Origin of the sequence: Thalassotalea euphylliae (assembly GCF_042682785.1) — a bacterium.
Lineage (GTDB): Bacteria > Pseudomonadota > Gammaproteobacteria > Enterobacterales > Alteromonadaceae > Thalassotalea_F > Thalassotalea_F euphylliae.
This window is the reverse complement of the sequence record NZ_JBHUIB010000001.1, coordinates 1082931-1106369: the sequence shown is the minus strand read 5'-3', so window position 1 is coordinate 1106369 and position 23439 is coordinate 1082931. Positions and strand designations below refer to the sequence as shown.

At 43.5% G+C, this 23439-nt stretch carries 17 protein-coding genes; 11 read left to right on the top strand and 6 right to left on the bottom strand.

Translation table 11 applies throughout. The features are described 5' to 3' along the window. The first annotated feature begins 40 nt into the window (after nt 1-40). Together ACFSJY_RS05005 and ACFSJY_RS05000 are read left to right on the top strand one after the other, a co-directional pair. Nucleotides 41-388, top strand: coding sequence for a DUF805 domain-containing protein (locus ACFSJY_RS05005; protein WP_386031738.1), 348 nt, complete (start codon nt 41-43; stop codon nt 386-388). A gap of 35 nt (nt 389-423) precedes the next feature. After that, nucleotides 424-1308 carry a dienelactone hydrolase family protein gene (locus ACFSJY_RS05000; protein ID WP_386031736.1) on the top strand — a complete coding sequence of 295 codons (885 nt, stop codon included), beginning with the start codon at nt 424-426 and terminating at the stop codon, nt 1306-1308. A gap of 4 nt (nt 1309-1312) precedes the next feature. On the opposite strand, the gene ACFSJY_RS04995 is transcribed toward ACFSJY_RS05000, so the two are convergent. Beyond that, the gene (locus tag ACFSJY_RS04995) at nt 1313-1849 is read right to left on the bottom strand and encodes a nuclear transport factor 2 family protein (protein ID WP_386031733.1); all 537 of its coding nucleotides are present in this window, start codon (nt 1847-1849) and stop codon (nt 1313-1315) included. Nucleotides 1850-1879: 30 nt separating this feature from the next. Next, on the bottom strand, nt 1880-2821 hold the full coding sequence (locus tag ACFSJY_RS04990) for an NAD(P)H-dependent oxidoreductase (protein ID WP_386031731.1): 942 nt from the start codon (nt 2819-2821) through the stop codon (nt 1880-1882). A gap of 131 nt (nt 2822-2952) precedes the next feature. On the opposite strand from ACFSJY_RS04990, the gene ACFSJY_RS04985 reads away from it, so the two are divergent. After that, nucleotides 2953-3861, top strand: coding sequence for a LysR family transcriptional regulator (locus ACFSJY_RS04985; protein WP_386031729.1), 909 nt, complete (start codon nt 2953-2955; stop codon nt 3859-3861). Here the strand turns inward: ACFSJY_RS04985 and tmpT are convergent, their stop codons facing one another. Then, nucleotides 3862-4500: a thiopurine S-methyltransferase gene (gene tmpT / locus ACFSJY_RS04980; RefSeq protein ID WP_386031727.1), complete on the bottom strand. Its 639-nt coding sequence runs from the start codon at nt 4498-4500 to the stop codon at nt 3862-3864. A gap of 130 nt (nt 4501-4630) precedes the next feature. Here tmpT and ACFSJY_RS04975 point away from each other — a divergent pair, with 130 nt between their 5' ends. The 3 genes from ACFSJY_RS04975 (at nt 4631) to ACFSJY_RS04965 (ending at nt 9036) form a co-directional block, all read left to right on the top strand. Beyond that, entirely contained in the window at nt 4631-5035 is a 405-nt protein-coding gene (locus ACFSJY_RS04975) for a helix-turn-helix domain-containing protein (protein ID WP_386031725.1), read from the top strand. A 150-nt stretch (nt 5036-5185) separates the two neighbouring features. Further along, entirely contained in the window at nt 5186-5950 is a 765-nt protein-coding gene (locus ACFSJY_RS04970) for a hypothetical protein (RefSeq protein WP_386031723.1), read from the top strand. A 23-nt stretch (nt 5951-5973) separates the two neighbouring features. Then, the gene (locus ACFSJY_RS04965; protein WP_386031721.1) at nt 5974-9036 is read left to right on the top strand and encodes a WD40/YVTN/BNR-like repeat-containing protein; all 3063 of its coding nucleotides are present in this window, start codon (nt 5974-5976) and stop codon (nt 9034-9036) included. A 92-nt stretch (nt 9037-9128) separates the two neighbouring features. Here ACFSJY_RS04965 and ACFSJY_RS04960 read toward each other — a convergent pair whose 3' ends face one another. Both ACFSJY_RS04960 and ACFSJY_RS04955 read right to left on the bottom strand, forming a co-directional pair. Then, a complete protein-coding gene (locus ACFSJY_RS04960) occupies nt 9129-11336 on the bottom strand; it encodes a xanthine dehydrogenase family protein molybdopterin-binding subunit (RefSeq protein ID WP_386031719.1) in 2208 nt (735 codons plus the stop codon). Continuing rightward, nucleotides 11337-11801 carry a (2Fe-2S)-binding protein gene (locus ACFSJY_RS04955; RefSeq protein WP_386031717.1) on the bottom strand — a complete coding sequence of 155 codons (465 nt, stop codon included), beginning with the start codon at nt 11799-11801 and terminating at the stop codon, nt 11337-11339. Nucleotides 11802-12005: 204 nt separating this feature from the next. On the opposite strand from ACFSJY_RS04955, the gene ACFSJY_RS04950 reads away from it, so the two are divergent. Beyond that, nucleotides 12006-13667 (top strand): mechanosensitive ion channel family protein, encoded by a 1662-nt coding sequence (locus ACFSJY_RS04950; RefSeq protein WP_386031715.1) that lies wholly within the window; start codon nt 12006-12008, stop codon nt 13665-13667. Nucleotides 13668-13682: 15 nt separating this feature from the next. Here the strand turns inward: ACFSJY_RS04950 and ACFSJY_RS04945 are convergent, their stop codons facing one another. Then, nucleotides 13683-15494, bottom strand: a complete 1812-nt coding sequence (locus ACFSJY_RS04945; protein ID WP_386031713.1) for a sensor domain-containing diguanylate cyclase — start codon at nt 15492-15494, stop codon at nt 13683-13685. Between the two features lie 191 nt (nt 15495-15685). On the opposite strand from ACFSJY_RS04945, the gene ACFSJY_RS04940 reads away from it, so the two are divergent. From ACFSJY_RS04940 to ACFSJY_RS04925, 4 genes are all read left to right on the top strand, one after another. Next, nucleotides 15686-16708: an XdhC family protein gene (locus ACFSJY_RS04940; RefSeq protein ID WP_386031711.1), complete on the top strand. Its 1023-nt coding sequence runs from the start codon at nt 15686-15688 to the stop codon at nt 16706-16708. Between the two features lie 84 nt (nt 16709-16792). Further along, the gene (locus ACFSJY_RS04935; protein ID WP_386031709.1) at nt 16793-18031 is read left to right on the top strand and encodes a TMEM143 family protein; all 1239 of its coding nucleotides are present in this window, start codon (nt 16793-16795) and stop codon (nt 18029-18031) included. 150 nt (nt 18032-18181) lie between these two features. Further along, nucleotides 18182-20830: a response regulator gene (locus ACFSJY_RS04930; protein WP_386031707.1), complete on the top strand. Its 2649-nt coding sequence runs from the start codon at nt 18182-18184 to the stop codon at nt 20828-20830. Between the two features lie 95 nt (nt 20831-20925). Then, nucleotides 20926-23337 (top strand): DUF748 domain-containing protein, encoded by a 2412-nt coding sequence (locus ACFSJY_RS04925; protein ID WP_386031705.1) that lies wholly within the window; start codon nt 20926-20928, stop codon nt 23335-23337. Nucleotides 23338-23439 lie beyond the last annotated feature (102 nt).

The following is a 23439-nucleotide window of genomic DNA, read 5'->3' as shown; positions in this document are numbered from 1 at the left end:
CCTATACTCAAGGCTGTTAACCATCTGATTGGCATAAAAAATGACGCTTCTACGCCATGTTGTGGCTCTATTCTCGTTCAACGGCCACATTGAACGATTGCAATTTTGGCTAATTATTATTCTGACCAATATCGTGCTAACCCCTATTCATATTCACTATGGTGAAAGCGTAAGCCAAGGCACAGTGACAGTGATCCATAGCCTTATCTATATCATAGTAACGTTAGTCGCATTTTGGCTAATTATTGCGGCATGTAAGAAACGATTAAACAGCAGAGGGCGACCGACTTACTGGTTGTTCCTTCTGTTAATACCTATGCTAGGACACATTTGGCTGATGGTTGAATGCGGTATCCTTGGCAATAAACAGGCGGCAAAATCAGACTGATTTTACGAGCAATAACAATAAAAAGGATAAGCGAGATGCAAGATAAAAATGAGATACCACAAGAAGCGTTTGATTGGTACGACGATTATGCCCATGGCGGTATGGATCGACGCACTTTCATGAAAAAACTGAGTGGTTTGGTTGCGCTTGGTTATTCGATGACGGTGCTTACCGGTGCACTTTTGCCAAATTACGCGCTTGCAGAGCAAGTGTCGTTTAATGACCCAGAAATTAAAGCCTCATTTGCAGAATTTGATTCACCTAAAGGGCATGGCAAAGGTCGCGGTTACTTGGTTGTGCCAACGACAGAGAAAGCAAATTATCCTGTGGTGCTGGTGATACACGAGAATCGTGGTTTAAACCCTTATGTAAAAGATGTTGCCAGACGCTTGGCGAAAGCGGGGTTTGTGGCATTTGCACCAGATGCCTTATTTCCTGTTGGTGGTTACCCAGGAAATGACGATGAAGGACGAGCCATGCAACGTCAACTGGAACGCAGCAAGATAGAACAAGACTTTTTAGCCGCAGCGAAGTTTTTGAAATCTCATTCACTCAGCAATGGCAAGCTAGGCGCTGTAGGATTCTGCTTTGGTGGCTATATGGTCAATTATCTGGCCGCTGTTGAAAGCGATTTGTTGTCAGCAGGTGTTCCGTTTTATGGCACGCCAGCGGCGAAGGCGCTACGTGCAAACATCAAAGCACCGTTGATGATTCAGCTGGGCGAGTTAGACGAGCGAGTGAATAAGTCTTGGCCTGAATATGAGCAAGATTTAAAAGCAGCGGGCGTTGATTATCAAATGCATATGTATAAAAACGCTAAACACGGTTTCCATAATGACTCGACGGGTCGTTTTGACAAGGAAAACGCAGAGCTTGCATGGCAAAGAACACTGTCATTCTTCACGGAGAAGCTGAGCTAAATGCTCAGCTTTTGTGTTTCAAAAAAGTGGTAAAGAATTGATCTGACGCGTACTGATTACCAGAAAAATTCTGTACGCGTTTAATCTTCCCATTTTCTATTTGATAGAGCAGCACCCAGTTGATATCGATGTTGTCTCCGCCTGTGTTACTCCAACCTCGATGAGCATCAATCACATAAGTATCATTTGCGGCGAGTATCATTACTTCCGCTTTAAAACCTGCGCTTGCAAGTGATGAAAAGAATGCAAGAAACTCATCGATTCCTCGCTTTGTGCCAGCAAGAGGGTGCTTTCCTGGGATATGCCATTCCACGTCTTCTGCCACAAATTGTCTGAGTTTAGCGGTATCGTCTTCAGCATAAGCTTCGAAAAATTGTTGAACGACTTTGAGCGCTTCACTACTTTCTGAACCCAATGCAACGGGGGCTGCTGGTTTCGGCCATAGTGCAGGGTCGTTAATGTCTTTTGCCAATGTAGTAGGTGTTTGTAGCGAAGCGAAAAACAATGTTGCGCTAAGCAGTTTAGTCATCACGTTATACATAGCGAACTCCTCCTTTTGATGTTTGATAAGTTAAATCGCGGTCACTTGATAGTCATGAATGATTAAGCCTTTGTCAGTTTGCTCAGTCATTTGCCACGTTTCATTGACCAACATGTTGATGTCATCTCCACAGAGGGATTGCGCAATTAGGCGTATGCGCAAGTTTACTTCGAAGCCTTCGTTGGTTTTCTCAACATCAATTTGCTCTACTTGATGATCACATCCTGGCTGAAAGGTTTGTTTTGCGATGGCGTACCAGTCCTTGAACCCTGCATGGCCTTTGAAGGCGCCATCGGGCATTACCCAGTTGATGTCTTCGGCAAGTTTGGCTAGGAAAAACGAATCGCTGTCTGGCAGCTGATCGAACTCTGCAAACCAATCGGCAACGAACTTTTTAATGCGTGTTTCTGCTGAATTAGCTAATACATTTAGGGTATCAATTAACCGGCTTGCATGGTTTAGAGCGCGCTTTTCAACATCTTCTTGGGTGTTGTACACACCAGGAATAAACACCATGCGATGGGTATATATTGAAGGCAGCATATTCAGTCCAGCTAAATAGGCGGTTTGCTTCAGTGGTTTAATCAGTTCTTCGATAGGGTAATGGTTATATCCCAACGGATCGTATGACTCTTCGGGGCCACCAATGGTGAAAGACAGAATAAGATTTTTGCCTTTTAGCTTGTCGCCCTTTGAGCCGTATGCAAAATCGTAGGCGAATACATCGTCTAACCACTTTTTCAGTAGTGCAGGTACTGAGTACCAGTAAAAAGGAAACTGGAAAACGATAGTATCGGCAGATAGCAAAGCCGCCTGTTCAGCTGCAACATCGATTTGGTAGTCGGGATACAGCTGATCGAGATGACGAATTTCTATATCTGAAACCTCTGCTGATAGGGCAGTTAAAATACTAGAATTTGTGTAAGAAGACGCTAAATTTGGGTGTCCTGAAATGACTAGTACCTTGCTCATATCTAACCTCGTAAATCATGTGACTTATTCAATACGGATATAGTAGTCACTATTACTGTTAATTTTTAGATGAGGTTTTTCTAAAAAATTATTAGGATAAACCTAATAATGTGCTGATAAGGCAAAAATACATGAAAGGCGCAACGTACAATCAACTGGCAACATTTCACTGTATTGTGAGTGAAGGGTCAATTTCAGGTGCTGCTAGGCAACTTGAAATAGCCCCCGCATCAGTTAGCCAGTCACTAAAATTGCTTGAGTCACACTTGGGTTTACCGTTGTTTACGCGTACAACCCGTCGTATCGAGTTGACTGAAGCTGGTCACCAATTGTTTGCTCAAACACAGTCTGCGATGTTTGATATTGATAGTGCATTGGAAAATGTGGGTGATCTCAGTCAGGTACCGTCGGGGCATGTTCGTATAACAACCCCACGTTTTGCCTACCAGTTTTTTCTGGCACCTATTTACGCAGAATTTTGTCAGCGTTACCCAGAAATCACCTTGGAAATTTCAATTTCCGATAAAGCCGAAGACATCATCAAAGAAGGGTTTGATGTAGGCATCCGCTTTGGCGACAGGATTGCTGAAGGAATGGTTGCTAGACAACTTACACCCGCGATGCGTGATGCCATGTTTGTTTCTCAAGGATACGCTGAAAAGCATTGCCTGCCAGAAACACCTAATGACCTCCATAACCATAAAATGGTGCAATATCGATTTATTGCCTCCAACCAAATTGCGCCTTTGCGACTAAATAATGATGGCGAAGAACTGCTGGTAGATATGGAGTCAGCGCTGATTTCGAATGACACGGATGTGATGGTAGATGCCGCAGCCAAAGGGCTGGGTATTGGCCGACTTATTGAGCCCATGGTTAAGCATCAGCTTACATCAGGTAAATTAATCCCTGTGTTAGAGGATTACTGGTTTACGTATCCGGGCCTCTACGTGTATTTTGTTCAACACGCACAACGTGCAAAGCGAGTGCGTGTACTGATCGACTTTCTTCAAGAAAAAGCGATGAAACAGTGGTCTTGATTAACTTGGCAATAATTGCCAGGCAGACGTGGTGGCAGGAAATAGTCCTTTCAGGCCACCAGGCACTTTTTCGTGTGCAAGTTGCGTGATTTGATATGCATTTCGATAGTGAGCATAAATTTCTTGCTCACTAATAGAGAAAGGTGGTCCAGGATAATCTGGCTGGTCATATTCATACGTGACGATAAGTTGTGGCGCGTGTTTCGTTAGCGTTATAAGATGTTGGCTATACGCGATACGCATTTCTGCTGGCAGGGCTACGATAGCTGCTCGGTCGTAAATAGCGTCAACATAATCCAATTGCTCAGCGGTTAATGTAAAGATATCACCCACCCATATGACTAACTTTTCCGCGGCGTAGCGTTTTAATTGACCGTGTTCTGATATTTCAGGTGTTAGCGCTAGTTCTTCAAATAATTGTCTAATAGCAAGTTCACTTAGCTCTGCGCCAACAACGGCATAGCCTAGTGATAACAGCCAGCCTATATCCCCCGTTTTGCCACATAGAGGCAGAAATATTCGAGAATGTGGTGATTGGGCAATCGTTGATAAATGTGACTGCAAAAGTGCATTTGGGTTTGTTTCGTGAAAGCCAATCTCATTGGTTGCCCAGATATTGTGCCAAAACGCATGTTCCATCTTTGTCGTCCTCTATAAATATGTGTGAAAGTTGCGCTAACAATCTTGTTTGCCAACATATGAGCTACTACCATACAACTTGAAGTCGACTTCAAGTCAACATCCTTTTTAAGGAATGTGAGGATTGATTATGGATATTGCTGAAGTAGCAAAGGTCTCAGGTATTGCGGCTCATACACTGCGTTTTTATGAAAAAAAAGGATTGATTAGTTCGATTGGCCGGCAGGGTATTCGTCGCCAGTTTCATCAAAATGTGATTGAGCGCTTATCGCTCATTTCATTGGGTATTGCTGCTGGTTTTTCGCTTGATGAAATTCATGAGATGTTCACTGACAGTGGCCCCAACATAGACCGTGAATTACTGTCTTCCAAGGCTAACGAATTGGATAAAAAAATTAAGCAGCTGACCGCTATGCGAGATGGACTAAGACATGCCGCGCAATGTCAGGCACCCAGTCATCTCGAATGTCCTAATTTTCTGCGTATTCTTAAAATTGCCAGTAACAAACGATTCAAACCACAGTCAAAGTTTTAGGTCCTTATCATGTTTCTGAATCTCGTTAGAATTTACATTAACAAAACGTTTACATTTTGTTAGGCTAAGTTTTAGCACAGGGTAAGAGCTTCTCACGAAGTGGTGCGGAGTTTTTACTCACACATAAAAAACTATAAACAAGGATGCGTCATGAATTTATTCAAGTCACTTGCTGCTACAGCATTACTTTCTAGCTCTCTATTTGCACAGGCAACGTCGGTTGACGAAATTATCTCTACATACCACGAAAATATTGGTGGTGTAGAAGCGCTTAAGCAATTGAAGGGCGTAAAAATGACCGGAAATTTCCAACAAGGTCAAATGCAATTCCCAATTGAAATCGTCAATCTTGATTCTGGCAAAACGTACACAAAATTTTCGGTACAAGGTAAAGACTTCAAGCAAGCGGTTTACGACGGTGAAACGTTATGGTCAATCAACATGATGACGTTAAAGCCTGAAAAAAGCACAGCAGAAGACACATACAACTTCAGCTTAAACTCAAATGATTTCCCTGACGCGTTAATGGACTACAAAGCAAAAGGTTACACTGCTGAGCTAGTGGGTACCGAAACTGTTGAAGGTGCTGACGCATACAAAATTAAATTAACTCAAGAGCCAATAAAGTTAGAAGGTAAAGAAGTACCTAATGTGTCTTACCACTACTTTGATGCCGACTCTATGGTGTTAGTGATGACAGAAACTGAGCTTCACTCTGGCCCAATGAAAGGCGCAACGCAAATTATGAAGTTTAGCGATTACCAAGAAGTTGATTCTTTATATTTCCCATTTGCGATCATGAGTGAAATTAAAGGTCAACCGGGTGGTTCGCCAATTACTATTAAGTCTGTAGAGCTAAATCCTTCAGTTGATAATGCGGTATTTGACTTCCCTACAGCACCAGCTGCTGAATAATTCACATTTCAGGTAAATTGAACATGAATCTAAAATTGATTTGTGCTGCAGTGCTAGGTTTGAGCGCTGCAGCTTTACCTGTTGACGCTAAAAAACTGACAGGTAAAAGCGTATTTGGTGATTTAGAAGCCCGCCATGTTGGTCCGGCACTGATGAGTGGCCGCATTGGTGATTTGGAAATGCATCCGACCAATAGCCGTATTATTTATGCCGGCGCTGCGGGTGGTGGTGTATGGAAAAGTATTAATGGTGGTGCCACGTTTAAGCCGATTTTCGATGAGCATCCACAATCGATAGGTGCCATTGAGCTAGACCCTAATGACCCAGATAACACCGTTTGGGTTGGTACCGGTGAAATCTGGACACGTAATAGTGTTTCTGTTGGTGATGGCTTATTCGTCAGTAAAGATGGCGGCGCAAACTGGACACAGAAAGGCTTTGAAGGTTCAGAGCGTATCAGTAGTGTTGTGGTAAACCCAAAAAACAGTAAAGAAATTTACGTCGGTGTGCTTGGCGCCCTATGGGGAGACAGCAAACAGCGTGGCGTTTATAAGTCTGTTGACGGCGGTGATACGTGGGAACAGCTGCTATATATCGACGAAACAACAGGTTGTTCAGACGTGGTGATGGATCCGAGCGACCCGAATGTGCTTTACGCGTCAATGTGGGAGTTTCGTCGCACGGCATGGTCATTTAACTCGGGCGGCGAGAGCAGCGCATTATATAAATCGACAGATGCCGGTAAAACGTGGAATAAAATCCACAACGGCTTCCCTGAAGGTAAATTAGGCCGTATCGCGGTGGCTGTCGCGCCATCAGATCCTAATCGACTTTATTCTGTACTTGAGACGGAAAAAGACGAAGATAAAGGTTTATATCGCTCTGACGATGGCGGTAAAAGTTGGCAGCACTTAAACGGCGACTTTGGCCTAGTGGTTCGCCCTTTCTACTTTTCACGCATTGTTGTTGACCCGCAGAATCCTGATATTTTAGTTAAAGGTGGCTTGTTTGGTTCTATCAGCCGTGACGGTGGTGCAACGTTCAAAGACTTAGGCCGTATGCATGCCGATATCCATGACGCTGTGTTTGACCCCAAAGATTCAGAGCGCATGTATGTGGCGACTGATGGCGGTGTTTACCGTACTTGGGACGGTGGTTCGACAATGGAAATTGTTGAAAACATACCTGTATCGCAGTTCTATCACATCAGTGTTGATAATGCTGAACCGTATAACATTTACGGTGGCTTGCAAGACAACGGCTCATGGTATGGCCCATCTTCTTCACCTGGCGGTGTTGAAGCGAGAGACTGGAATAGCGTTGGCTATGGTGATGGCTTCCGTGTGTTAAAACATGCCACTAAGCCCATTGTTTACTCAGAAATGCAAGGCGCACAAAATGTTTGGCGTTTGAATACTGAGTTAAATCAAGTGAAAACGATTCAGCCGCTACCAGAGAAAGGCGACCCTAAATTACGTTTCAACTGGAATGCGCCGATTGAATTGAGTCCAAATGAGCCAGATCGCTTGTACATGGGGAGTCAGTTTGTCCACGTCTCTGAAGACATGGGTAGCACATGGAAAAAAATCTCTCCTGATTTGACGACAAACGACCCGGCGAAGCAAAACCAGCTAGAGTCAGGTGGATTGTCGGTAGACAATTCTGGTGCAGAAAATCATTCAACGATATTTACCATTGCTGAATCTAGTCTTGACGAAGATATTATCTGGGTAGGTACAGATGATGGCAACGTACAAGTGACCAAGAACGGCGGTAAAAAATGGCAAAATGTTATTGAAAATGTGCCTAACTTACCTAAACACACTTGGGTAAGCCACATTGAAGCGAGTGTTCACGACAAAGGAACAGCCTATGCCGTGTTTGATGGACATACCGCTAATGACAGCAATACGTATGTCTACAAAACCACTGACTTTGGTAAAACTTGGACGTCGCTTGCCAAAGACAATATCAAAGGTTTTGCACGTAATATTCAAGAAGATTACGAAAACCCTAACTTACTGTTTTTAGGCACAGAGTTTGGTTTGTACATTACCTTGAATGGCGGTCAGGACTGGTTACGCTTTACCAATAATATGCCTGCCACTGCCGTGCATTACATTGAGTTGCAAAAGCAGACAAATGACTTAGTGCTTGGTACACATGGACGCGGAATCATTATTCTAGATGACATTAGCCCACTACGTGAGCTAAGTGATGATGTACTTAACAAGAAGTTTCACTTCTTTGCATCTGAACCGACGATCATCAACGAAGAAAATGGTTTTGGCGGCGGTAGTACTGAAACACAATTTGTTGGTCAAAACGCTTCAACTAGCGCCCAAATTAAATACTTTATGAAGAAACGCCATATCTTTGGCAAAGTTAAATTGGAAGTATTTGATGAAGAGGGTAACAAGGTTGCTGATCTACCTGCAGGTAAAGCGAAAGGCATCAATGTTGTTGATTGGAACTATCACTTAAAGCCGCCGAAAATTGCTAAAGGCAAAACGTGGACGTTTGGTGGGTTCACTGCGCCTCGTGTAAGCCCTGGTGTTTACAATGTTGTCATGACAAAAGGTAAAGAAGTCTACGAGACAAAAGTTGAGCTTATTGCCGACCCAGACTCGCCATTGTCGAAACGTGACCGTAAAAAGTTACATAAAACGACGATGAAACTTTACGATATGACGCAAGAGTTAGCGTACTTGGTTTATCAAATAGATGAGCATATTGCGCTTGCTGAAAAGCAAGAAGGGGAGCAAGCCATCGCGTTAACAAAGGCGTTAAACACGTTAAAAGAAACGTTGGTGATTACTACTGGTGATAACTACGTTGGCAGCGCAGAGCCGCAATTACGTGAAAAATTGGCTGACTTATACAGTAAGGTCACACAAGGCTTTGAAGTGCCATCTAAATCAGAAATGGCTAATTTAGCATTGCTAACGACCCGTTTTGATGATGCTAAAAAGCAATACGGTGATATTTTGGCTGGTCAAGCTGACACAATTAATGGTTTGAAAGGTAGTGACACTGAAGGTCAACCATTTGAAGTGAAAACGTACGATGAGTTTGTTGCTGAATAGCAAATAGTCCATTTAAAGAAAAGGCCTGTATAAACAGGCCTTTTTTATTGGTGTGATGCCAATAAATGGCACCGTCAAAACAAAGCCGGGCTTTAGGTAAACGTTATCGCTTTGTTAAGGGGTAACTCCCTTATACGCTGGCCAGTTGCTGCATAAATGGCGTTTGCTAATGCTGGTGCAGCTGGCGGTACACCAGGTTCACCAGCTCCCTTGATGGCGTCACCATTTTCAAGTACGTGGACCGTTATGTCAGGTGCTTGATTGATTCTCATAGCTTGATATTGATGGTAGTTGGTTTGTACTGGTGCATAGTTTTCATACGTCAATTCACAGTTCATTGCATGCCCGAGTCCGAATATGGCACCACCTGAGAGTTGCGCCTCGATATTGATCGGGTCTAATACTGCGCCAACATCGGCAACAATATACACATGATCAATTCGAATACGGCTTGCTTCATAACTGACATCGACCACAAAACCGACCGGTACGCCAAATGATTTTGTCATAGCGATACCTCTGCCCTTGTTTTCAGCAGGCTTAGGTCCTTGCCATTGACTTATTTCACCAAGCTTTTCCAGCACCTTAGTGGCAATGTCATCGTTGCACAATCTGAGCCGCTCTTTTAGTGGATCAGCACCAGCTTCAGTAATGAGTTCATCAAGGAAAGACTCGTGGTAGAAGCCGTTTTGGGAAGCACCCACCGAACGCCAAGAACTGATTGGCACCATTTCAGGCGCTTTGTAACCCGTTACTCGATAGTGGGGAATACCGTAGGGTTGGTCATCAGCACCCGTTGTAATCGTGGCATCGGGTCCAGGCGGTGCAGAGTCAATTCGTCCCATCCAGGAGGCAACCAACGATGCCGATACGATTTGAAGCTGCATTGCTGAAACTTGGCCGTTTTCGACAGAACCTTGCGCTTTTGCCAGGGTCATTGGACGCGGGTAATCATGCTGCATGTCCTCTTCGCGAGACCATGTCATTTTTATCGGGGTTCCTTTCATGGCCTGCGCAATTTCAAGGGCTTGCAAAACGTAGGTATCCTCCAGCCGGCGGCCAAAGCTACCTCCCATAGGTTGTGCATAAAGGTGGATTTGGGATTTCAATAGTCCAGTTAACTCCGCAACATGATTGACGACAAAGCGTGGTATTTGTGTACCTGTCCAAATTTCGACTTTGTTGTCAGTCACTAGCACTGTTGCATTCATGGGCTCTAATGGAGCATGTGCTAAATAGGGTGTGCGGTAACTGTGTGAAATGACGTTACTGTTGCCAACAGAAAGTGCTTTGGCGATATCCCCTTCGTTTTTTCGCTCCACATTTTCAAATTCAGGCGTTAGATGTTGCTCCAATACCTGCCACATTTGCGCTGAATTTTCAGGGTAAGGCCCCGGTGACCAGGTGATGTCAATTGCGTTGACCGCTTTTATCGCACGCCACGTATTATCAGCAATTACCGCTACACCATTGGTTATCGGTAATATTTTTTTAACCCCGCGCAATGCCTTAGCTTTAGTGTCGTCAAAAGACGCTGCACCTGCTCCTATGCCCGGATTTGCTCGCACGGACGCATACAACATGTTGTCAAAGGTTACATCGATACCATAGTCCTGTGTGCCAGTAGATTTAGCCAAAATATCGGTGCGTTGATGTGGCTTACCTAAATACTTCCATGAAGAGGGTGGACGAAGGCTAACGTCGTTAACAGGCGCGATATTCGCGGCAGCAGTTGCTAATTCACTGTAGTTTATCGCTCTACCATCGGGTAAATGTACCTGACCATTTTTAGTCGTAAGCTTTGCCATATCAACGGAATACAGAGTTGCCGCAGCTTGCTTTAAGGTTTCCCTTGCGACAGCACCGGCGAGACGCATACGTTCATACATATCGGGTACTGTTGAGCTACCACCAGTAATTTGCATACCTAACAATTTACCCAGTACATCCCCAAATCCGGGAGCCGCCTCATCCAATACGGCACCGTTATAATAGGCCGCACTGGGTTTTCCGGGTGAAGTGCGCACTTGATAAGGGTCGATATCCAGCTCTTCTGCAAGCAGCATTGCTTGAATTGAGTAGGCGCCTTGGCCTTTATCAGCACGCGGTGTGATGAGAGTTACACCATGTTGGTCAATCTTCACAAAGGGTGTGATCGCTGCTTCATCAGCTTTCAAGTCATCAAGTAGCGGGTTGTCTTCCGGTGTTAAGTACTTGTAGGTGCCAAAAGCCACACCACCAGCAATAGCGGTAGTACCAATGAGAAAGGCGCGGCGGGTAAAGGTTCGTAGCTTGCTCATTTACTTACCCTCTCTTAGTCGTTTTCCAGCCGCTTGAATGGCCGCTTTGATACGTGGGTAAGTGCCACATCGACATAGGTTGCCCGCCATCGCGTTGTTGATGTCTTGTTCGCTTGGGTTACTGTTGGTGGCTAACAGAGACGCTGCTTGCATCATTTGGCCCGATTGACAGTAGCCACATTGGGCAACTTGGTGTTCTACCCAAGCCTGTTGAATAGCACCAAGCGCTTCTGGCGTGCCTAATCCTTCAATAGTCGTAATTTTTTGGCCATTGACGGCAACAGCTGGTAGCTGACATGAGCGCATTGCTACGCCGTTCATGTGAACTGTGCATGCACCGCACTGAGCGAAACCACAACCGAACTTGGTGCCTTTACTATTAAGCTCGTCTCGCAATACCCAAAGCAATGGCATGTCATCTTCGACATCAACGCTAACTTGCTGACCATTTAATTCGAAATTCATTGTACCTGCCCCCAAAATGCAACAAATGACATCAATCATTCGTGATCTAGATGATTAATTAAAGCATAGAATACATTGTTGAACTTTAGTGTAATAAAGCACTTTGCTATCAGCAACTTGTTGTTAGGTCGTGTTTTTTGTACTTTTAATGTACGCATCTATGGTTCTTACTGTGAAGAACGATGCAAACAAGGATTTACGTTTATGTTGCTGCGCCCTTTATTTTTACTTTGCTTGTTTTTGTTCGGATCGCTTTCTCATTATGGCGTGTCTGCACAAGAGCCTGAGTCTCCTGCTCCGTCTTCCCAATTACAAATAGATATTGATGCTATTAACGAAGAAATAAGGGCGCTGTCAGAGTCCTTGCAGCATTCAAAAGGGGATGACTTTGGTGCTATTCAGCTGCAGCTCTTTTATAAAAACGAAGAGCTACGACACGACATTACCAAAGCCATTAGCAGCCAAGGTGTGGCGTCTGCAACATTAAAGACCTTAGTGTCTGACCAACAAAAGTACACATCGCAAGCAATCGATCATTTGAATAGCCGCTCTGATGAGTTGACCGAAGAAATTAGCGCGGCTAAGTTGGAAGACAAATTGAGCTTGTTAAATCGGTATCGCGAGCTTCAACACTTCTTAGACTTGATGTTCAAATGGAGTCATCAAAATATTGATTGGATGACAGCTTTAGCGATCAAAGCTGATAACACGACTGAGGCTTTAGAGCGAAAACTGCGTTCGCGATTGCGCTTACTCTCTGCCTCAATTAAATACTATGGTCAGCAAAATAAGTTCTTGAACCAGCAGTTAGCTGAAAGCCCTGAATCTGAAAAAGCAAATTTGCAGGTGAATCAGCTGGTGATTAAACAACGCCTAGAAATCAGCACAACTAGCATGCGCTCGCTCGTCGATATTGCAGCAGATTTCGATATTGAAACATCAGAATATAAGCAACTGATATTCGAAACGACGGGTGATATCACCTATGACTTATTGAATTGGAAAGTGATGCTCACCATTGTGACCAGTTGGTCTGAAAGGTTATGGGCATGGTTAGTTGATAATGCGCCTGGGCATGTTTTCCAAGTATTAATTTTCGTCATCATCATTCTGGTGGCTAAAGTTATCGCTAAAGCGTTTAGCCGCGTTGTTAGTAAAGCGGTGCGCACCAAGAACTTAAACATGTCGCAATTGATGCAAGACTTTTTCGTGTCGATTTCGGGTAAAACCATCATGGTGATAGGCTTTCTAATCGCACTGTCGCAAATTGGGCTCGATTTGACGCCTGTGCTTGCCGGTTTTGGTATTGCCGGCGTGATAATAGGTTTTGCACTTCAAGACACATTATCGAACTTAGCAGCGGGCATGATGTTACTGATTTACCGTCCATTTGATGTCGGCGATTTTGTCTATGCTGGTGGCGTTAATGGCAAAGTGAACAAGATGAGTCTAGTGAACACCACTATTCGCACCTTTGACAACCAAGTGATTATTGTACCCAATAGCAAAATATGGGGAGACGTTATCAAAAACGTGACTCACGAACGTATACGCCGTGTCGATATGGTGTTTGGCATTGGATATCAAGATGATGTGAATCAAGCGGAAGAGGTGTTAAGAGACATTATTGAGTCACATGAGTCTATTCTTCGTTCGCCAGAGCCGATGATTAAAGTACATACGCTCAACACGAGCTCAGTCGACTTCATCGTCCGTCCTTGGGTAAAAACGGACGATTATTGGGATGTCTACTGGGATGTCACAAAGGCGGTAAAACTGCGCTTCGACGAGGAAGGCATTACCATACCGTTTCCTCAACAAGATGTGCACCTGCACATGGTGAAAAACGAATTACCTAGCGAATAAGCCGTGATAATTGGGCTAACTTAAAGAATACGCTGCTGCTTGTTGGCGACTGTATTTTACTTGGTTCTTACCATTGTGTTTTGCACGATAAAGCGCATTGTCCGCCTCTGTTATCATGCGCTCAAAGAAACTGTCTTGAAGCGGAAGTTGATGCAGTTTTCCATGGTTAGTGCCGGCTACACCAAAACTTGCTGTTAAGCGGATAGCAGAATCTAACCATTGTACTTCTAATGCTGCAATGGCGGTACGCAGCCTTTCTGCTTGCACCATAGCTAGCTCGGCGGATGTTTCAGGTAAAAACAGGATGAATTCTTCACCGCCCCAACGACCAATTACATCACATTTTCGAGCAGTATTTTTAATACAGCGGGAGATGGTTTGTAACACTTTGTCCCCTGCTTGATGGCCATAGGTGTCGTTGATTGACTTGAAGGCATCAATATCTAATAAAACGATGGAAGCATCTCGCTGTTCACGAATACATTTTTGCCAAAGAGGATGTGATATATCTTGAAAGCCATGGCGATTGTTCACTTGGGTGAGAGGATCGGTTCGCGCATAGCGTTCAGCAATCATTTTATCCACTTTAGCCATGCGAAACTGTTGTGCAAGTATGACGGCAAGCAGTATTGCTTCGAATGCCATGCCTGCCTCAATGGCTTTAAAGGTAACATCGTTATAGGGCACAAGAACCCCTGCGACAGCGAGAGTTGATATGGTAATGCAAATTGCTGCTGTTACAGATGAGAATAGGAAAATCACTGCAAATGGTCTATTCGCTTTTAGTGCGTAGATACCCATTGCAATAAACAAGGTGACGAACCCGCAATTCAATATAAAGGCGAGGCTAGTGGCAAATACCAGTTGGTCAAAGACAAAGCCTATAACCATACCGGCAGGAATCAACACAGTAATTCGTACGACAAATTGATCGAGCTTGGGCGCATGTGCTTTGGTGTGCAATAACGTTCGCGCAAAGTGAAGTCCTGCAACGCTATAAGTAATCATTAAGAAGATATCGACCCAATCTTGAAAATAGGGGCCGTAGTCAACGGTGATAATGGTGTGAAGTTGTCCAGTATATGACAAGCTGTTTATGACAAAACCCAACAAATACAGACTATACAATCCATATTCGCGTTGGCGAATAAAGATATAGAGAACCAGATTATATAGCGCTAGTGCGACCATAATGCCGTATAACACACCATACTGATATGCCGCACTAATATCGCGTTCTATTGCCTCTGGCACTGTACTTAATCGAACCGGAATAGCCATAGGGCCTAGTGACTCGACTCGAATATAAACATCCGTTAAGCCAGGGGAAAAAGTATGCTCAAAAGCGTAATACTTATACTGCATTGGACGTTGTTCAAATGGAACAGCATCACCACCTATAACGTGCTTTTCAACAATACCTTGGTGATAAACCCAGGTATCGATATGGTCAAGCCACGGCGTTTCTATCGCTAAACGATATGCTTGGCTAAGTTGAGTTTGCTGATGCACCGTGAATTTTAACCACACTGGCGCAACGCCTATGCCGAGTGAAATGGAGTCGCTCGTTGCGCCTTTTCCAAAACCGAGATCAAACGTTTCTTTTGCTTGCTCTAGAGTGAGCCTTTGCTGTTTTTCTTGAAAATACGTGATGGACGGACCGATGGTGTCTTGCGTAAATGTCGACAGTTCTATGGCGGATTTTTGTTCCTGCGCAGCAGCCATCATACTGACAATAAGTGTCAGAAAAAATGAGAGAAATACACGCTGCATCATCCTGACACTGAGACGCGGTTGTTCAAGAGGTAACGTGTTTATCGGCGACATTTACGACAAAAAATAATCCAATTAAAGAGTGTATACAATTATTGTAACACCCTTGTAACTTGGGCTCTACGTTGACGTTATACGTATCACTTTTTATCTATACTTATTATCCATTGTTACATAATCAACGCTGTGCAAATTTCTAATATTTGATAATGTTATGAATGTGTTATCACTACTTTTATTTTTTCATGTCAACATCGCTTAAAGATATTTTAGCGACGTGGTATCCACGTCGAGATGAAACCGAGTGGGTTTTGTGTACGCTTTTCCAAACAGAAGGTTCGAGTTATCGAAAACCTGGCGCGATGATGATGTTCTCAGGCGATGGTGCTCAACTGGGGATTCTGTCGGGTGGCTGTTTAGAGGGGGACATTCAGCGCCATGCGCAAACGGTAATGGCCAGTCAAAAAGCAAAAACCATCACTTATGACGCAACAGATGAAGATGATGTTACGTTTCAACTAGGTATCGGCTGTGGTGGGGTAGTACACATCTTGATGCAGCCAGTTTGCGCAGAAAACAATTATCTCGCCTTGGAGAACGTCTTTCATGCCTGCGAGCAAAGTGAAACTGGTTTGTATAAGCAAGTGATCCCAAATAGCCCTGACACTGCTAAAGCAAGCTTTTCTCGCACTGATGTTCAGCATCAATGGTCTTTAAATCGTCGTTCGCAACTAGAAAGCATAGAAGGAGTCACGTACTTAGTCACCCATATCTTTCCAGAACCTCATTTATTGGTCATTGGTGGAGGCTTTGATGCTCGTCCAGTTACGCAAATGGCAAAATTACTCGGCTGGCGCGTTTCACTTTGGGATCAAAGGCCGGCCAATGCACGACAAGCCTATTTTAAAGAGGTTGATAACATTTGTGAGGGTGACCTTGAAAGTGTTGCACAATATGCCACAACACAAAACATTACGGGCGTGATTTTAATGAGCCACAGTGTCTCTATTGATGCAAAGGCTCTCGCTGTATTACACAGTTTACCCTGTGCCTATATTGGATTACTTGGGCCGATTCATCGTAAGCAGCAAGTTATTGAACAAAGTGGTATCCATCCAAGCACCATGCAAACCAAGCTTTCTGGGCCAATAGGTTTGGATTTAGGGGGCGAAACACCAGAGAGCATTGCACTGTGTATGTTATCTGAAATGCACGCGGTGATTTGTCAGCGCAATGGTAAATCGATTAGCCAAGTCACTATTGATTGATTCAATCCGTTATTACATTTTAAGTTGTTTGCGTCGTGCCGCTTCAATACACTTGATAAATTGCAGTGAATTGAGCCGATAAACATGCCAGCTGATAGATTTATTCCCTTTAGAAAGCAAGATGTTGTGACGATGTGTCGAGATACTGTTGTGTCTGATACTGACTCGGTCTCCTTTCAGCAGTTTTGTGATTTGTTGGCCAGCGTTATTCATTTTAAGTATCACGATTTACTTGAACAGCTTAAAAATGACTATGCGCCTTTCGACCCGAACATTGATACGCGCGTCATTCAACGTTTAAACCATGCAGAGCGCCAATCAGCGCAGAAAATGTTTGCCTCAAATTTTGCTAAGGTGCTTGATGCCGCCAATTTCGAAAAAATTACCGAGCAAGATCTGCAGGACGCGTTGACAGAAGAGTCGCTATTTAAAGTGCGCCTTGAAGTAGAGTTTGAGGACTTTGAGCAAGTCGTTTTTTATCGTCGTGGTGAATCGCAAAAAACAGAAACACTCACCACGTGGTGGGGGTTGCGTAAACAAACAATACATTTTACCAACTACGATCGAGTCGCGGTTTTTATTACCTTTAAAGACCAAGCCTATTTCGAACAAAAACAAAAAACACCACTTGGCTATGAACCAGGTGCCACGATTATCAAGCTATTTCAAAACGTGCCTAAAGCTGATCTGGAGATGTTGTTTCCCAACAGTGAAGTGAGAATGCGTCCTATTGATAAAGTGATTATCGGTGCATCCGCTGTTGTTGGTGGAGCTGTGGTGCTTGTCACTAAACTGGGGGCGTCGTTTTTGTTGCTCGCGGCACTGATCGCCTTTTGGTTAGGCTGGCGTGCAGATGATGTAGAAATGACGCGACAGCACTTTATCTCACTTGGCATAGGATTAGGTGTTTTTGGTAGCTTTGTGTTTAAAGAGTGGAGTAAGTTTAAAAATCGAAAAATTAAATTTATGAAAGCGTTGGCTGACAATCTCTATTTTAAAAATTTAGATAATAATGCTGGTGTTTTTCATACCTTAGTCGATGCTGCAGAAGATGAAGACTTTAAAGAAGCACTGCTAGCGTATGCATTTTTACTCAATCAGCCACAAGGGTTAAGCGCGCAAGCACTTGATGAGAAGGTTGAGCAATGGTTTGCGCATCAACATGACTGTGTACTCGATTTTGAAATATCTGACGCTTTGCAAAAACTGGAGACGTTACGCCTGGTTACCTTGCAAGGCGATATCTTTCACGCGTTGCCATTGGAGCAAGCTAAACAAGTGCTCGACCATTATTGGGACAACGTATTTAATTACAATCAATAGTGCTTTTATCTGGACTTTATTTCTTGGCATTACAGTAACTCGCGTAAATTTGACCTGATTTTTCACAGGTTTAGATTACACTTAGGTCTGTTGCACATTGATTAGTGGCGACGTACTGAAAAATAATAAAGTAGCATCTCAGGGTGGCCAATGCAGCGCTCAAACCAACTCTCAACTCACTCAGGGTTAACCCGTATTACCCTGCTTCCCCTACTCATCCTGCTGGTAGGTGGGGCGATATTGTGGTTGGTTAATGGCTATGTTGCCGAGCAAGCAACCGAAGTACGTAATCAAGAGCTTGGCTTTCAAGCAGACACAATACACAGGGAAGTGCAGTCGAATATTAATCGTCGGATGTTTCAAGTCGCTTCTGTTGCTAATCTTTTCAGTAGTTCGAATTGGGTAAGCGCGCGTGAATTTGAACAAATGATTGAGCTTGTTTACGGTGATGAAGCTAATGAGCAACGCTTAACATTTCTGGTGAACACAGTGCCGGATCAAGTATCGGCTATCGAGCAACAAGTACGAGATAGCGATGATCCTGTGTTTCGACAATTTTCGATTTTTGATTTTGATTACATTGCGCAGGAACCCCGGCCTTTAGCGAAAGATCAAAAGCATGTCGTCGCTATTATGTATGACTATCCGAGGCGCGCTCATCCTCATTTTATCGGGCGTAATTTAGGTAAACAAAGGCCCGTGTATGAGCACGCCATGGCGGCAAAGCTAACGATGCAGCCGTTTATTGGTCCACTTTCAATGCCGATTCCAGCCGTCAATCAATTGCATTTTTTTATTGTGTATCCGGTATTGGATTTTAGCCAGCAAACACACAGCGTTTCTGGCTTTATGGTGTCTGCTAATATTTTAACTAGTGTTTTTGATTCGTTAAAAAATGGCCCTTTGCTGGCAAAGCATGAAGTAATTCTGGCCGACAGCAACGGTGTCTTCTATCACTTGAATGACAATATATTTACCAGTGAGCCGGTTTCAAGCGACCAGCGCCAGTGGCTGACAAGACCACTGACGATTGCCGATCAAACTTGGCAACTTTATGTGGCCCCAAAAAATGTTGTCAGCACGACATCGAGTCAATTGATGATCATTGTTAATGCGTTTGCCACCTTGTTTCTGCTCACCTTGGCCTTGCTATTTAGGAATGCTTTCAAGCAACAAAAGACTTTAGCCCATGCGGTTGAACAGAAAACCAAAGAGCTCGTAGAGCAAAACGCGCAGCTTGAAGAAGCCAATAGAGAAGCTGAAAATGCGGTACGCATTAAGTCTCAGTTTCTTGCCAATATGAGTCATGAGATTCGTACACCAATGAACGGCGTACTCGGGATGACAACGCTGCTTAAAGATACGTTACTTGATGACACGCAAGCTGACTATGCAGACAAAATAGAGCTATCTGCGAAACACTTGCTGACCATTATTAACGACATTCTTGATTTCTCTAAGCTTGAGTCAGGCAAACTCGATATTAATGCACAACCTTTTAGCTTGCACAGCGTGGCAACGTTGCTTAAAGATACGTTTGTATTTGATGCCAAAGAGCAAGGTATAGAATTTCTGCTGGAACTTGATGATGACATTAGTACCGATTTGGTTGGCGATGTGGTGCGCATTAATCAAGTACTCCTTAACTTATGCTCAAATGCAACAAAGTTTACCCATCACGGTAAGGTCTCTGTGTTTATCGACGGCAGGTCAATAGCACCAGCCGGAAATCAAAATTATCAACTCAGATTTACTGTTATTGATACGGGTATTGGTATTACGCGTGATAAACAAGCAAATTTGTTCGGCGCCTTTATTCAAGCTGATTCTTCCATATCAAAACAATATGGTGGCACAGGACTGGGCCTTTCCATCAGCAAAAAATTGTGTGAACAAATGGGCGGTGATATCACCTTTAACAGTCAGCCAGGAAAAGGCAGTGAGTTTATAGCAACACTCAATGTGAGAACTAATGAACGTGTCATTAATACTACGGAGCAATCACTGCAGTTTGCCAACAAAGTAAAATTAATGGTGGTTGATGACAATGCACTGGCAAGGGAGGCACTTTATGGTTGCCTGACAAAAATGAATGCTGATGTCGTCCTATGCAAAAGTGGTAAAGCGGCATTAGGAAAACTTCGCGATGAAGCGTCTAATATTGACGCTATTATCATGGATTGGATATTGCCCGATATGAAGGGTAGTAAGTTGATGCGCGTTTTTAAACAGCAATATGACATTTTGGCGCCGATCATCATATTGTCGGCCTATTGCAAAGATGAACTCGGCAAGGAGTCCTTCGCATTACCTGTATTTGATGTGCTGGAGAAACCGTGTGAAGACAAATGTTTGTTTGATACCATTCAAGCGGCTATTAACAAGGAAGAAAACCGAATTCCAGAGAATACTGGTCGTGATCTGTCATCTTTAAAAATACTCGTCGCTGAAGACAATAAGATTAATCAGGTCATTATTCAAAAATTACTTGCGAGTGAAAATGGTCGTGCCGATATTGCGGCTGATGGTGTTATCGCGCTAGATATGCTTGATAACGCGAAATATGATTTGGTGTTGATGGATATCAGTATGCCTAACATGGATGGGTTGACGGCAACTAAACGAATAAGGAGTAGCGGCGAGCTTTATCAAGATATTCCTATAATCGCATTGACTGCCAATGTACTCGCTTCTGAAGTGAAAACCTATATGGAGTCAGGTATGAATGCTCATGTGCCAAAACCTATCGATAAAGAAAAGCTGATGAGTAAAATTATTGAAGTGATGAGTAATCACTAGGATTTGCTCTCTAACATTTGCTGGCAATAAAGTCATGCAAAGTTCATTAACATACCATATGATGACAACATGGTTGGCTATATTCACCTTCTAAGATGTTGAAAAACAGAAAGTTCCCTCTCTTTACATTAGTCTTTCTTATACTGCTTGGCCTGCTATGGGCAAACTTAGCCCGTATAGCAAATTATTATACGAATAAATCGCTTGCTGAACTTGGCCTTGAAGTTGATATTGGTGGGCTGTCGGTCAATTTACTTCACCTGAACATCGAGGTCAGCAATCTCGATATTAACCATACGAGTGGCAAGCTATTTTCCGCTGGCTACCTTAGGATTGATGCTGAATACACTAAATGGTGGCAGGGGAATATCCAGGTTGCAGATGTTGAAATAGATAAACTCTCATTGAGTGTACCGGTTCTTAATACTTTTCTTGCTGAGCAGTCAACCGCTAGCGACTCTGATAACAATGTCGCGAATAATGCGAATTCAGATATCAATCAAGCGCAACAGGAGAGCGCAGCAGAGTCTATAGCTGCTAGCGCAGATACTGTACCCCAAAATCCGTTAGCTATTGCTGTTGGTAGCGTAGTGGTGACTGACAGTGAAGTGCTATTAGTTGCAGAGCAAGCACCAGTTAAAGTGACTGATTTAGCGCTTGAGAATTTTAGACTAACTGACGGTAATATCTTAAGCGACGTTGAGATGGGCTTAACCTGGCTGAATAATACCATTGCGGTTGAGGGCAGTTACCAACAAAAATCTGAGCAACAGAGTGTAACATTACGTCAACTGAACGTAGATATTGATATGGTAGAGCTGGATCAGTTGTTGTCTGTTGGTCTGCCTGTAGAACAAGGACAATTGTCTTTTGATGGCAACCTTCGTGTTAATTTGGTGCCCGGTATTATTCAAGTGGCCAGTGATACGTTGTCGACCAAGGTCTCTTCACTCAAATCATCATTACCGTTTAAAGGTGATCATCAATTAACTATTGAGTCTGCCGAATTGAAGGCAAATAGCTTGTCAGTATCGATGGACGCTGCGCAAGGTGTTTTTGTCGATACTGCGCAGAGTAGTTTGCGCGTAAATGGGATCGATTGGCTGGCTGACAATAGTCAGTCAACAATTGCGAAGATAGCTGAACTTTCGTCACAGTTTACGCTTAACCACTCTTCAAAAGATTCTTCACTAAACATTGAGGAGTTGAACGTTACACAAGGTACTTTGGTTAAGCCGAGCCAGCTTAAAACCATTGTACTTGAAGAGGGTGAAGTGCCAGAGCCTCTGTTAGTTTTTCAACAGCTTATAGTGAAGTCTGCAAACATCACGTCGAAACAGTTTATGGCAGAGCAAATTGTGTTAGACGCAGACCGCATCGTGGTTTACAAAAGTGCCGATCAACTCTTGGACAACCTAATAGAAATAGAACCTGTAGCTGCTGAATCATCAGACACCGCGGCTTCGACAGATGAAGTGTTTGGGTTGAGCATCAAGCGGCTCAGCTTAGTTGATGAACCCGTTATTGCTTTGTTCGATCATTCAGTTTCACCCGCAGTTGAACAAGAAGTGAAAGTGACAAAGTTTGAGCTCAATGGCATTAGCAATTTAAGCGGTAGTGCGATAACTGATTTTGATGTAGCAGCCAATATCGGTAAGCGGGGAAGTTTCAACGCAAGTGGTACCATTGATTTGTTTGCTAACCAGCGGGACATGTCTGCGCAAGGGTCAATAAACGCGTTGAATCTGGTGCCTTACTCGCCTTATATTTCTGAAGCTATGGGATACGCTATCAAAAGAGGTACCTTATACTCAGACTTTGATTTTAGTGTTGAGCAACAACAAATTTCCGGCAAGGTAAAAACAAATATCAGAGCGATTGCCTTAGGAGACTATCAACTCGATCACCAAAAAGAAGAAGAATCAACGGTTTTACCACTCAACACAGTGATCAATCAACTAACTGACGATAAAGGGAATTTTGAACTTGAAGTGCCATTGTCCGGCGCTGTTGATGACCCCAACTTTGGTTTGACTGGCCTAGTTTCGTTAGTGACGACTAAGGCCATTAAGCAAGGTGCAACAACCTATTTGTTGCAGTCATTAGTGCCGTACGCAACGGTAGTGAATATCGCGATGATGGCGACAGACAACTTGTTTGAGCTTACGGTTAATGATCTTGAGTATGCTATCGGACAAGAAGAATTGTCTGAAGCGCAATTATCTTATGTTGGCAAGCTTGCCCAGCTGCTAAAAGATAAACCTGAGCTGCAACTTACCGTATGTCCAACGGTGTTGATTGAACCAGAACTTAACGTGGCAAAAAAATCAGAACTTACTGACAAGCAGCGCAAAGCGCTGCGTAAACGTGGTCAAGATCGGATGCACGCGTTTATTGACGTGATGGCTGATCAATATAGTGTTTCTACTGACCGCATGATTGAGTGCCAAACCAGCATTGCAAACGGCGGAAAAATTAAACCACACCTAGCGTTTACTGTGAAATAGCAGATCTTGTTGGGAAACCGTAGATGACCAAAAGCGTTCATTATTTGGTCATCAAACCGTCAGCAAGCTTTTAAAAAAGTGTCACAGATCTGACATATCTGC